Raw genomic sequence first — 12,294 nt, 5'->3', positions numbered from 1 at the left:
ACAATCTCCTACCGCGCCGCCATGCGCAAGACTCTGTCCCGTGGACCGACCAGATCTCAGATACGCCGCCTACGCCCGCGACCGGCTGGCGGGCATGCCGTCACCGGCCGACCCGGAGTCGTTCGCGCTCGCCTACCACCTGCTGCACCTGTCCTACCTGGTCGTCGCCGACCTGGAGAGCCACATCCACCGCCCGCGCGGCTGGACCCTCCCCGGCTTCCGGCTGATGTTCAAGCTCTGGCTGCTGGGCCCCACCCAGCCGGCGCGGCTCGCCGAGATCTCGGCGATGTCCCGCTCGGCGGTCACCAACGCGGTCAACACCCTCGAACGGGACGGCCTGGTCGAGCGCCGACCGCTCCCCGACGACCGGCGCGCCGTCGCCGTAGCCCTCACCGCAGCCGGCGAGACCGCCGTACGGGAGGCGTTCGCCGAGCAGACCCGGCGCGAGCAGCAGTGGTTCGCCGTCCTCGACCCGGCGGAGCGGGCGGTCTTCACCGACCTGCTCACTCGGGTCCTCGCCGCACGCCCCGAGGACTCCGACCCCGGCCCGACCTGAGCCCCCGCAGCCGGCGGGCGCCCCCACGGTCGCCCGCTCGGCGGCTTCCCCGCCGCCCGCCCGCGTGACAGGCTGGGCGGCCCCGGCGGAGGTGCGAGGGAGAGGCGGCCATGCCCACGAGCAGCGAGCTGACGGTTGATCAAGTCGTGGACCGGCTCACCCAGTTGCAGGGTACGCTGCCCGCCGCCGACGGCGTCCGGGTCTTCAACGGGATGTACCTGACGGTCACCGAGCTGATCCGGGACAGGCTCGCCACCGGCTACTTCGACGACCGGCCGGGCGTCGCCCGGCTGGACTCGGTCTTCGCCGGCCGCTACCTGGCCGCCGTCGACGCGGTGGCCTCCGGCCGCGCGCCGAACCCCTGCTGGCGCCCGCTCTTCGAGCTGCGCGGCCACCCGGGCATCCACCCGCTGCAGTTCGCCCTGGCGGGCATGAACGCCCACATCGAGTTCGACCTGCCGCTCTCCGTGCTGCAGGTCTGCCGCGAGTCGGACCGCACCCCGCAGCAGGTCGAGGCGGACTACAACCGGATCAACGACCTGCTCGCCCAGGTCGAGGCCCGGGTGCGGGAGGAGCTGCTGCCCGAGCCCGTCGAGCTGCGGGTCGCCGACCCGCTGCTGCACGTGGTCGGCGTCTGGAGCATCGACCGGGCCCGCGAGGCAGCTTGGGCGACGGTGCTCGGGATCTGGGAGCTGGCCGGGGTGCCGTTCGCCGCCCAGGCGGTGACCTCCGCGCTGGACGGCTCGGTGGGCATGGTCAGCCGGGCACTGCTGACGCCGCTCGACGGCAGCGGCACCCGGCCGACCACGTAGCCACCACGTAGGGACTACGCCCAGCTGGAGTGCAGCGGCTTGCCCTCGGCGTAGCCGGCCGCGCTCTGGACGCCCACGATCGCCTGCTCGTGGAACTCCTCCAGGCTGTTGGCACCGGCGTAGGTGCAGGAGCTGCGCACGCCCGCGACGATCGAGTCGATCAGGTCCTCGACGCCCGGACGGGACGGGTCGAGGAACATCCGCGAGTGCGAGATGCCCTCCTCGAACAGCGCCTTGCGGGCCCGGTCGTAGGCGGACTCGGCGGAGGTCCGGTTGCTCACGGCGCGCGCCGAGGCCATGCCGAAGCTCTCCTTGTACTGGCGGCCGTCGGCGGTGGCCTGGAGGTCACCGGGCGACTCGTACGTCCCGGCGAACCAGGAGCCGATCATCACGTTGGAGGCACCGGCGGCCAGCGCCATGGCGACGTCGCGCGGGTGGCGCACACCGCCGTCGGCCCAGACGTGCTTGCCGAGCTTGCGGGCCTCGGCGGCACACTCCAGGACGGCGGAGAACTGCGGGCGGCCGACACCGGTCATCATCCGGGTGGTGCACATGGCGCCGGGGCCGACACCGACCTTGAGGATGTCGGCGCCCGCCGCGACCAGGTCGCGGACACCGGCGGCGGAGACGACGTTGCCCGCGACGATCGGGATCTGCGGGTCGAGGGAGCGGACCGCGCGCAGCGCGCTGATCATCGACTCCTGGTGGCCGTGCGCGGTGTCGACCACGAGCACGTCGGCGCCCGCCTCGATCAGCGCCTTGGCCTTGCCGGCGACATCGCCGTTGATGCCGACGGTCGCGGCGATCCGCAGCTTGCCCGCGCCGTCGACGGCGGGGGTGTAGAGGGTGGCGCGCAGCGCGTTCTTGCGGGTCAGCAGGCCGACCAGCTTGCCGTCCGCGTCGATGACGGGGGCGAGCTTGCGGTGGGCCTCGTTGAGCCGGTCGAACGCGGCGCGCGGCTCGATGTCCTGGTCCAGCAGGAGCAGGTCGCGGGACATCACGTCGGCGAGGCTGGTGAAGCGGTCGACGCCCTGGCAGTCGGAGTCGGTGACGACACCGACGGGCCTGCCGCCGTCGACGATCACGACGGCGTTGTGGGCGCGCTTGGGGAGCAGCGAGAGGGCATCCGCGACGGTGTCGCCGGGGCTGAGGGTGAGCGCGGTGTCGTGCACCAGGTGGCGCTGCTTGACCCAGCCGATCACGTCGGCGATGACCTCGGTCGGGATGTCCTGCGGGATGGCGACCAGGCCGCCACGGCGGGCGACGGTCTCGGCCATCCGGCGGCCGGCGATCGCGGTCATGTTGGCGACGACCAGCGGGATGGTGGTGCCGGTGCCGTCGTTCGAGGAGAGGTCGACACCCTGCCGGGAGCCCACGGCGGAGCGGCTGGGGACCATGAAGACGTCGTCGTACGTGAGGTCGTACGCGGGCTTGAGGTCGTTCAGGAAGCGCATGAAAAGGGCTCTCTGGCTGGGAGAAGGTATACCTCGGGTGCGATTGCGGCTCGGCCGCAGGGCGCACTCGGGCGCCCCGCACCCAACCGTCAATACTTACGGATACCCAGGTCGAAGGCCAGTTCACGCGCAATCATTGAAGATCCACACAATGGCGGTCACCTCGCCGCTGCGTAGTCCTGTAGGAACCTACGAAGCAACGGTCAGACTGAACCTCAGTTTCGCCTTCGCCACCGCCCCGAGCCGCCCGTAGAAGCGGACGGCGCCCTCGTTCCACTCCGGCGTCTGCCACTGCACCTCGGCCAGGCCGAGCACCCTCGCTTCCGCGGCCACCGCCGCCACCAGCTGCGCGCCGAGACCGAGGCCCCGCGTGCCGTCGCGCAGGAAGAGGCAGTCCATGTGCAGGTACTCGCGGCCCTCCCAGGTCGAGAGCTCGGGCGCGGCGGTGGCGTAGCCGACGACCTCGCCACCCGGCAGCTCCGCGACCAGACAGCGCAGCCGGGGCTCCGGCGCGTCGAACAGCAGCGCGGCGAGGCGCGCGGCGAGGTCCGGGACGGGCGGCGCGGCCCGCTCGTACGCGGCGTGCTCGGCGGCCAGCTCGGCGACGCGGGCCAGGTCCTCGCGGCGCGCGTGCCGCACCAGCGCGGCGCCGGTCGGCAGGGCATTCGTCAGGTCATCCATTCGGCCATCCTTTATCTCGTACAGTTGTTCGATTCATGGGGGTACGCTGGCCCCATGGCCCTCCTCCACCCGCAGAGCACCCTCTTCGACAGCGTCGAGGAGATCGGACTGCGCCCGCTGGACGGCATCCGCCGGACACCGCTCGGGCGGGGCGCCTGGATCGACGTACTCCCCGGCTGGCTGACGGCGGCCGACGAACTGTTCGAACACCTCGCCGCCGAGGTGCCCTGGCGGGCCGAGCACCGCCCGATGTACGAACGCGTGGTCGCCGTCCCCCGGCTGCTGGCCCACTACCCGCAGGGCGCCCCGCTGCCGCACCCGGTGCTGGACCAGGCACGAGCCGCCCTCGGCTCCCACTACGCCGCCGAACTCGGCGAGCCGTTCACCACCGCCGGGCTCTGCTACTACCGCGACGGCCGCGACAGCGTCGCCTGGCACGGCGACCGCACCGGGCGCGGCAGCACCGAGGACACCATGGTGGCGATCCTCTCCGTCGGCGAGCCGCGCAGCCTGCTGCTGCGCCCCCGCCACGGGCCCGGCCCCACTCACCGGTACGCCCTCGGCCACGGCGACCTCGCCGTCATGGGCGGCTCCTGCCAGCGCACCTGGGAGCACGCCGTCCCCAAGACCGCCCGGCCCGTCGGCCCCCGGATCAGCATCCAGTTCCGCCCGCGCGGCGTCACATAGCTCCGCACCTGGACGGGAATGCGACCGCGGGCCCGGTGTTTGATGATCACGGAACACCGGACCGGAGGAGCAACAGCTGATGGATGACACGCGCATGGAGTCCTACCTGGCCAGGATCGGTGCGCAGCGGCCGGACAGGCCGGATCTGGCAGGGCTGCGGCGGCTGCAACAGGCCCACCTGTCGGCCGTGCCGTTCGAGAGTCTCAGCATCCACCTCGGCGAGCCGGTTCAGCTGGACGCGCAGTCGCTGCTCGCGAAGATCGTCGACCGGCGGCGCGGCGGCTTCTGCTACGAACTGAACGGCGCGTTCGCGCTGCTGCTGACCGCGCTCGGGTACCGGGTCGAGCTGCTCGGCGCCCGGGTCTTCAACGGCCCGCAGCCGGGGCCGCCGTTCGACCACCTGGCGCTGCGGGTCCTCCTGGACGAGCCCTGGCTGGTCGACGTCGGCTTCGGCCGCTTCAGCCGGCAGCCGCTGCGCCTGGACTCCCGCGAGCCGCAGACCGACCCGGGCGGGGTGTTCACCCTCACCACCACCGACGGGCCGGACCTGGACGTGCTGATGGACGGCGAACCGCAGTATCGGCTGGACCAACGCCCGTACGCCATCGAGGACTTCACTCCGACCTGCTGGTGGCAGACCACCTCCCCCGACTCGGCCTTCACCCGCTCCCCCACCTGCTCGCTGCCGACCGTCACCGGCCGGATCACCCTGAGCGGCACCCGCCTGATCACCACCGCCGCCGACGGCACCCGTGCCGAGCGGGAGCTGACCGGGCCCGAGGCGCTCGACGCCTACCGGACGCACTTCGGTATCGCTCTCGATCGGCTCCCGGTTGCTAACGCATCCCTTACCGGTTCTGGGTAGGAGAACCAGTGGGCCTTCACCGTCCCCGGCGCCGTCCGGGCACCGGGGCTGCGGAGGCCGCTGGCAGGTGAGACAGGAATGAGGCATTACCCACACTTCGAGCACCACGTCGGCTGGGGCTGGGTCTTCCCCGGCATCCTGATGCTGCTGCTCTTCCTGGTGCTGGTCGCCGTCCTGGTGGCCCTCTGGCGGACGTGGTCGCACCGCACGACGCCGACCGCAGCGGCCTGGCACGGGCCGGGCCACCCGGCGCCGCCGCCACCGCCCTCCCCCGAGCAGGTCCTCGCCGACCGGCTCGCCCGTGGGGAGATCGACGTCGACGACTACCACCAGCGGCTCGCCGCGCTCCGCGCCGGGCCACCACCGGGTGCGCAGCCACCGCAGACCGGCCCCCAGCCGTAAGAGATCACCGGGCCGTAACAGATCACCGAGCCCTCCGTCCGGCGCCCGCTCGAACGGGGTTTGGCGGCCCGCGCGGCACTCCGTAGAGTTCACCCTTGGACCAGTGGGCCCAGGCAGGGCGGACGAGGAAGCAGTTGCGGGCGATGACGGCGGGCGAAGACAAGCAGAACGACCACCAGCACACCGAGCAGGTCGACACCGAGGAGATCGAGTACGGGCCGGGCATCGCGCCCGAGCGCCTGGAACTCCTGCTCGAGGTGCTCGCCGAGCTGGACGAGCTGGAGGTGGACCACCCGGACGCGATCAAGGTCCGGATGGCCGTCGGCGGCATCTTCCGTACGCTCAAGCAGCGTCGCCGCCAGGACATGCGCGCCCGCAAGACCGCCAACGACCGCGCGGTGACCGCCGCCACGGCCACCGGCGCACCGGGCCGGATCGACGACGAGACGGAGGGCGCCTTCGGGCTGACCACCGTCACGACGACCGAGATCGCCGGCATCCTGGAGCGGCCGCGCTCCTGCTACACCTGCAAGACCCGCTACGTGCAGGTGGACGCGTTCTACCACCAGCTCTGCCCGCCGTGCGCCAAGGAGAACCGCAGCCGCCGCGACGCCAAGGCCGACCTGAGCGGGCGCCGGGCGCTGCTCACCGGTGGCCGGGCGAAGATCGGGATGTACATCGCGCTGCGGCTGCTGCGCGACGGCGCCCACACGACCGTCACCACCCGCTTCCCGAACGACGCGATCCGCCGCTTCAAGGCGATGCCGGACAGCGCCGACTGGCTGCACCGCCTGAAGATCGTCGGAATAGACCTGCGCGACCCGGCGCAGGTCGTCGCGCTGGCCGACTCGGTCGCCGCCGAGGGCCCGCTCGACATCCTGATCAACAACGCCGCGCAGACCGTCCGCCGCTCGCCGAAGGCGTACAGCGAGCTGATCGCCGCCGAGTCGGCGCCGCTGCCCGCCGGTGAGCTGCCCGCCTCCGTCGTGTTCGGCAGCTTCGGCAGTGGCAGCGTCGAGCGCCCGGCCCTGCCCGGCCAGTCCTCCGGCGCCCACGAGGCCCTCACCGCCGACGACGTGACGGCCCTCGCCCTGGTCACCGGCTCCGCCTCCCCCGCCCGGATCGAGGCCGGCACGGCGATCGACGCGGGCGGGCTGGTGCCCGACCTGGACGCCTCCAACACCTGGGTGCAGACCGTCGGCGAGGTCGACCCGGTCGAGCTGCTCGAAGTCCAGCTCTGCAACGTCACCGCGCCATTCGTGCTGGTCAGCCGCCTGCGCCCGGCCATGGCGGCGGCGAAGGCCCGCCGCAAGTACGTGGTCAACGTGTCCGCGATGGAGGGCCAGTTCAGCCGCGCGTACAAGGGCCCCGGCCACCCGCACACCAACATGGCCAAGGCCGCGCTCAACATGCTCACGCGCACCAGCGCCAAGGAGATGCTGGAGTCGGACGGCATCCTGATGACGGCCGTCGACACCGGCTGGATCACCGACGAGCGCCCGCACCCGGACAAGATGCGCCTCGCCGAGGAGGGCTTCCACGCCCCGCTCGACCTGGTCGACGGCGCGGCGCGGGTCTACGACCCGATCGTCCGCGGCGAGCTGGGCGAGGACCTGTACGGCTGCTTCCTGAAGGACTTCGCGCCCTCCCCCTGGTAGTTCCCGGCGAAAGGTACGGACATGACGGTCGCCCCCATGCTCGGAGCGGGCGTCATCGTGCCGTCCACCGACGGGCGTCACGTGCTCCTCGGTCGGCGGATCACCGCAGGTGAACCGCCGACCTGGAGCCTGCCCGGCGGCAAGGTCGAGGCCCCCGGCGAGTCCTTCGAGGAGGCCGCCGCCCGCGAACTCGCCGAGGAGACCGGCCTGTTCCTCCCCGCCGAGCGGATGCGGGTGCTGGCCGTCCTGCTCGACCACGAGCTCGGCCGCCCCCGCCTCACCGCCGCCGTCCTCGCCCCACCCAGCGACGCCCCGGCCCTGGTCACCGAGCCGCACGCCTGCGGCGGCTGGGAGCGCTTCCCCCTGGACGCCCTCCCCACCCCGATGTTCCTCCCCTCGGGCCTCGTCCTCGCCTCCTGGCTCCCCGACGCCCCCTTCCCCCTGGGCAACGCCCACCGGTACGTACTGGGGCGTTGACCACCGGGCGCGCTGCTCAGGGTGCGGCGGGCGCGAAGGCGACGGCTGCCGCCATCCACTGATAGGCACAGGTCCCGGTCGCCGGGTAGCTGCCGGTGGCGCTGACCGTCCGGTAGCCGGTGGCCAGCTGGTCATGGGAGACGAACAGCGTCGGCAGGGCAGTGAATCTGCTCGACCAGGTCGCCGCAGGGCCGCCCTGAACGCCCGCGACTCCGTAGATCAGCTCGGAGTCGGCGGTGGTGGTCGGCGTTGGACCGGAGTCGAAATCGATACCTGCGGCGCCGGTCGCGGCGGCGTGCTGGTCGACTGCCTTGACGTTGGTCAACTCGTCCACCGCCAGGTGCTGTTCACCGGTGGAGGGATAGCCGACGGTGATCGTGTCCGAGCTCGACAGCGCTCTGACCGCGGTCGCGGTGAGCACCAGGACGCGGTCGCCGGCGTCGTCGCTCTGGTCCGCTGCCGTGGTGTAGGTGTTGCCCTGGCTGTCGGTCGCGCCGACCGTCCCGGCGTGGGTGTTGGTGAGCATGATCGGCACCACGAGAGTGTCACCGGCGGCGACCGCCCGCCGGACCGGCAGTCTCGTGGACGTCGCGTACGCATTCCCGGTCACCGACGCGACACGGGCGACGTAGCCGGGCGCGCCCGGTGCCGGAAGTGTCGCGGCCGGGAGGGTCGTGGCCGAGTCGGTGACCGGGGCCTCCGCCTCGTAGGTGGCGCGCACCACTGCGGCTCCGATCGCGACGCCGACTGCCAGCACGACCAGATAGGTGAGGACGCGGAAGCGCCGTGGCACGCCCGAGCCGGCCGCCCCGCCGACCGGGTCCGGCTCCTGGTCTCCCGTCAACTCGGCTGCCTCGAAGGAGACCTGGGGGACCTGCGTTCCCTCCTCCTCGGCCGTGCTCCCTGCTCCGCACGGCTCCTCAGGTACCGGATCCAGCAGAATTCTGGCCCAGGCGGCCTTCCATTCCGGCAGGTCACTCTCGGACACGCCACAGGCTCGAAGCAGCACCAGCACCCGGTCCCACTGCGGCAGCGATGCCCGCTTGCCGTCGAGCATGTTGGCGATGGTGCTGCGAGGCAGTCCGCTGCTCCGCTGCAACTCGCGCAGGGACAGCCCCGACACCGCCTTTCGGGCCCGCAGGACTCCGACGAAGTCGGCAGCCGTGGTCACCGCTCGCAGATCCAGGCGGTCGTGTGGCCCGAAGTCCGATTTGTTCGAATCCACTCCAAGCACAGCTCTCCCCCGAACTCCGCGCCCTGAACCGGCCATGGACATGGCGTCCGAGAGTGTCCCACAACGTCCGACAAGGGCCAAGGGCTTCCGAGTTGGTCCGAGGTCGTCCGGACCCCTGTATCCGGACCCGGGCGAGCCTGCACGATCGTCCCCGGCGAGCCAACGGGAACCCGTCCTCGCAGCTTTCATCCGGATCACCCAACACAACGGGGAGAACCACATGCGGGTAGTACGAGCGGCACTGCTGACCGGAGTGATGCTCGCGGCGACGGTGGGAGTCGCGGGCCAGGCCCAGGCTTCCTCCCGCTGCAGCGCACGGAACGGCTACGGCGAGCAGATCTGCATCAACAGCGTGTCCTACAACCGTGCGGACGACTCCAGCACCGTCTTCTTCACGCTCTACGGGCCCAACACGGACTACCGGGTCTCCATGAACGGTGACTCCGCGCTCTACAACCCCGGCTCCCACGCGTTCGGCATAGCCGGCCACCTGAGCACCCAGGTCTGCGCGACCGAGTCCACCTACGGGCGGGTCTGCGTGAGCTAGTCGGCGAGTCCCACCGTCGGCCACACCTGACAGCTGGGCTGGGGACCTACCGGGCCCCGGCCCTTCTCAGTTCATCCCGAGGAGACCTTCTTGTTGCCCATCGCACTGCGCAGGACTTCGGTGGCCGCCGCCGCCACCACCCTCGCCCTGGCCGGCCTCGTCGTCGACGCCGGGGTCGCCAACGCCAGTGGCCCCGGCGACGGCTGCAACTACAGCACCATCGTCGGGCATGCCCAGTACCTCTACGGTGGGGACACGTACATCGGCCGGGTCGACCTGGCGTACTCCCCCACGTGCCGGAAGGTCGCGGCCCACTTCAAGGGAGCCACCGCCTGGATGAACTCCAGCGGTGCGTCGGTCGAACTCCAGGTCATCGACCACGCGCCCGACGGGTCGGCACTGAGTCTGCAGGGCGACCGCGTCTCCTCCAACGCCCACAGCGACAACTACTCCAACGGTGTGAGCATCGATCAGGACTACCGGCTCTTCAGCGCAACGGCCGGGGTCAGTGGTGGCTGTGTGATCTACAGCGACATACACAACTTCAACACCGGAGCCGACTCCGGCACCGGCAACTCCACCTACCACTGCTGAGCTGCCGCCCCGCGGCCCGGCGCCCATAGGCCCAACGCACGAAGAGGTCCCCCGGCCGGTGGCCGGGGGACCTCTCACGTGGCGGTGCCGGAGTGCGTCAGCTCAGGGTGGCCAGGGCCTCGTTGAGCGTCTGCGACGGCCGCATGACGGCGGCGGCCTTCGCCACGACGGGCTGGTAGTAGCCACCGAGGTCGACCGGGGAGCCCTGGACGGCGATGAGCTCGCCGACGATGGTCTCCTCCTGATCGGTCAGGGTCTTGGCCAGGGCGGCGAACGCCTCGGCCAGCTGGGCGTCGTCGGTCTGCTTGGCCAGCTCCTGGGCCCAGTACATGGCCAGGTAGAAGTGGCTGCCGCGGTTGTCGATGCCACCGAGGCGACGGCTCGGCGACTTGTCCTCCTCCAGGAAGGTGCCGGTCGCGCGGTCGAGGGTGTCGGCCAGGACCTGGGCGCGGGCGTTGCCCGTGGTCTGCGCCAGGTGCTCGAAGCTCGCCGCGAGGGCGAAGAACTCGCCCAGGCTGTCCCAGCGGAGGTAGTTCTCCTTGACCAGCTGCTGCACGTGCTTGGGGGCCGAGCCGCCCGCGCCCGTCTCGAACAGCCCGCCGCCGTTGATCAGCGGGACGACCGACAGCATCTTGGCGCTCGTGCCGAGCTCCAGGATCGGGAAGAGGTCGGTCAGGTAGTCACGCAGCACGTTGCCGGTGACCGAGATGGTGTCCTCGCCACGGCGGATGCGCTCCAGCGAGAACTCCGTCGCCTTCTCCGGCGTCATGATCTCGATCTGCAGGCCCTCGGTGTCGTGCTCGGGGAGGTACGCACGGACCTTGGCGATCAGGTTGGCGTCGTGCGCCCGGCCCTCGTCCAGCCAGAAGACGGCCGGGACGCCGGTCGCGCGGGCGCGGTTGACGGCCAGCTTGACCCAGTCGCGGATCGGCACGTCCTTGGTCTGGCACATCCGGAAGATGTCACCGGCGCCGACCGCCTGCTCCAGCACGACGTTGCCGGCCGCGTCGACGGCCCGGACGGTGCCCTCGGCCTGGATCTCGAAGGTCTTGTCGTGGCTGCCGTACTCCTCGGCCGCCTGCGCCATCAGGCCGACGTTCGGGACGGAGCCCATGGTCGACGGGTCGAAGGCGCCGTGCGCGCGGCAGTTGTCGATGACGACCTGGTAGACGCCCGCGTAGCAGCTGTCGGGGATGACGGCGAGGGTGTCGGCCTCCTTGCCGTCCGGGCCCCACATGTGGCCGGAGGTGCGGATCATGGCCGGCATCGAGGCGTCGACGATGACGTCGGACGGCACGTGCAGGTTGGTGATACCACGGTCGGAGTCGACCATCGCCAGGGCCGGGCCCTCGGCGATCTCGGCGTCGAAGGAGGCCTTGATGGCCGCTCCGTCGGCGAGCGCGTCCAGACCGCCCAGGATGCCGCCGAGGCCGTTGTTCGGGTTCAGGCCGGCGGCCGCGAGCACCTCGCCGTACTGGGCGAAGGTCTTCGGGAAGAAGGCGCGCACGACGTGGCCGAAGATGATCGGGTCGGAGACCTTCATCATGGTGGCCTTGAGGTGCACCGAGAACAGCACGTCCTCCGCCTTGGCACGGGCGACCTGGGCGGTGAGGAACTCGCGCAGCGCGGCGACGTGCAGGACGGACGCGTCCACGACCTCACCGGCGAGCACCGGGACGGACTCGCGCAGCACCGTGACGGTGCCGTCGGCGGCGGTCAGCTCGATGCGCAGCGCACCGGCCTCGGCGATGACGGCGGACTTCTCGGTCGAGCGGAAGTCGTCGGCGCTCATGTGCGCGACGTTGGTCTTCGAGTCGGCCGTCCAGGCGCCCATGCGGTGCGGGTGCTTCTTGGCGTAGTTCTTGACCGAGAGCGGCGCGCGGCGGTCGGAGTTGCCCTCGCGCAGCACCGGGTTGACGGCGCTGCCCTTGATCTTGTCGTAGCGGGCGCGGACGTCGCGGTCCTCGTCCGACTTCGCCTCGTCCGGGTAGTCCGGCAGCGCGTAGCCCTGCTCCTGGAGCTCGGCGATGGCGGCCTTGAGCTGCGGGACGGAGGCCGACACGTTCGGCAGCTTGATGATGTTGGCCTCGGGCGTCTTCGCCAGCTCACCGAGCTCGGCGAGGGCGTCGTGGATGCGCTGGCCCTCCTCGAGACGCTCGGGGAAGCTCGCGATGATGCGCCCGGCCAGGGAGATGTCGCGGGTCTCCACACTGACGCCCGCCGTCGAGGCGTACGCCTGCACCACCGGCAGGAACGAATACGTCGCCAGGGCCGGGGCCTCGTCGGTGTGCGTATAGATGATGGTCGAGTCAGTCACCGGTACTCCG

13 protein-coding genes are annotated in these 12,294 nt (G+C 71.4%); 9 read left to right on the top strand and 4 right to left on the bottom strand.

Features of this window, described 5'->3' with window-relative positions:
• Positions 1-40: 40 nt before the first annotated feature.
• Both ACR68M_RS30860 and ACR68M_RS30855 read left to right on the top strand, forming a co-directional pair.
• On the top strand, positions 41-556 hold the full coding sequence (locus ACR68M_RS30860; RefSeq protein WP_441247438.1) for a MarR family winged helix-turn-helix transcriptional regulator: 516 nt from the start codon (positions 41-43) through the stop codon (positions 554-556).
• Positions 557-666: 110 nt separating this feature from the next.
• On the top strand, positions 667-1,368 hold the full coding sequence (locus tag ACR68M_RS30855) for a DUF5995 family protein (protein ID WP_441247437.1): 702 nt from the start codon (positions 667-669) through the stop codon (positions 1,366-1,368).
• Positions 1,369-1,382: 14 nt separating this feature from the next.
• Here the strand turns inward: ACR68M_RS30855 and ACR68M_RS30850 are convergent, their stop codons facing one another.
• Both ACR68M_RS30850 and ACR68M_RS30845 read right to left on the bottom strand, forming a co-directional pair.
• The gene (locus tag ACR68M_RS30850; protein ID WP_441247436.1) at positions 1,383-2,822 is read right to left on the bottom strand and encodes a GuaB1 family IMP dehydrogenase-related protein; all 1,440 of its coding nucleotides are present in this window, start codon (positions 2,820-2,822) and stop codon (positions 1,383-1,385) included.
• Positions 2,823-3,011: 189 nt separating this feature from the next.
• Positions 3,012-3,503 carry an N-acetyltransferase family protein gene (locus tag ACR68M_RS30845; protein WP_441247435.1) on the bottom strand — a complete coding sequence of 164 codons (492 nt, stop codon included), beginning with the start codon at positions 3,501-3,503 and terminating at the stop codon, positions 3,012-3,014.
• Positions 3,504-3,557: 54 nt separating this feature from the next.
• On the opposite strand from ACR68M_RS30845, the gene ACR68M_RS30840 reads away from it, so the two are divergent.
• From ACR68M_RS30840 to ACR68M_RS30820, 5 genes are all read left to right on the top strand, one after another.
• On the top strand, positions 3,558-4,190 hold the full coding sequence (locus tag ACR68M_RS30840; RefSeq protein ID WP_441247434.1) for an alpha-ketoglutarate-dependent dioxygenase AlkB family protein: 633 nt from the start codon (positions 3,558-3,560) through the stop codon (positions 4,188-4,190).
• A gap of 79 nt (positions 4,191-4,269) precedes the next feature.
• Complete coding sequence (locus ACR68M_RS30835; protein WP_441247433.1) at positions 4,270-5,055, top strand: arylamine N-acetyltransferase family protein; 786 nt, start codon at positions 4,270-4,272, stop codon at positions 5,053-5,055.
• Positions 5,056-5,133: 78 nt separating this feature from the next.
• The gene (locus tag ACR68M_RS30830; RefSeq protein WP_441247432.1) at positions 5,134-5,457 is read left to right on the top strand and encodes an SHOCT domain-containing protein; all 324 of its coding nucleotides are present in this window, start codon (positions 5,134-5,136) and stop codon (positions 5,455-5,457) included.
• 143 nt (positions 5,458-5,600) lie between these two features.
• Positions 5,601-7,115, top strand: a complete 1,515-nt coding sequence (locus tag ACR68M_RS30825; protein WP_441251758.1) for an SDR family NAD(P)-dependent oxidoreductase — start codon at positions 5,601-5,603, stop codon at positions 7,113-7,115.
• A gap of 21 nt (positions 7,116-7,136) precedes the next feature.
• Positions 7,137-7,592: an NUDIX domain-containing protein gene (locus ACR68M_RS30820; protein WP_441247431.1), complete on the top strand. Its 456-nt coding sequence runs from the start codon at positions 7,137-7,139 to the stop codon at positions 7,590-7,592.
• A gap of 16 nt (positions 7,593-7,608) precedes the next feature.
• On the opposite strand, the gene ACR68M_RS30815 is transcribed toward ACR68M_RS30820, so the two are convergent.
• Positions 7,609-8,763 carry a helix-turn-helix domain-containing protein gene (locus tag ACR68M_RS30815; RefSeq protein WP_441247430.1) on the bottom strand — a complete coding sequence of 385 codons (1,155 nt, stop codon included), beginning with the start codon at positions 8,761-8,763 and terminating at the stop codon, positions 7,609-7,611.
• Between the two features lie 283 nt (positions 8,764-9,046).
• Here ACR68M_RS30815 and ACR68M_RS30810 point away from each other — a divergent pair, with 283 nt between their 5' ends.
• Entirely contained in the window at positions 9,047-9,373 is a 327-nt protein-coding gene (locus ACR68M_RS30810) for a hypothetical protein (RefSeq protein WP_441247429.1), read from the top strand.
• Positions 9,374-9,466: 93 nt separating this feature from the next.
• Positions 9,467-9,967, top strand: coding sequence for a hypothetical protein (locus ACR68M_RS30805; RefSeq protein WP_441247428.1), 501 nt, complete (start codon positions 9,467-9,469; stop codon positions 9,965-9,967).
• A 97-nt stretch (positions 9,968-10,064) separates the two neighbouring features.
• Here ACR68M_RS30805 and ACR68M_RS30800 read toward each other — a convergent pair whose 3' ends face one another.
• The gene (locus tag ACR68M_RS30800; protein ID WP_441247427.1) at positions 10,065-12,284 is read right to left on the bottom strand and encodes an NADP-dependent isocitrate dehydrogenase; all 2,220 of its coding nucleotides are present in this window, start codon (positions 12,282-12,284) and stop codon (positions 10,065-10,067) included.
• Between the last annotated feature and the right edge of the window lie 10 nt (positions 12,285-12,294).

Origin of the sequence: Kitasatospora sp. McL0602, assembly GCF_052076145.1 — a bacterium.
Taxonomy (GTDB): Bacteria; Actinomycetota; Actinomycetes; order Streptomycetales; family Streptomycetaceae; genus Kitasatospora.
Note: the sequence above shows the minus strand (reverse complement) of the source record. Positions and strands in the feature narration are given on the sequence as shown.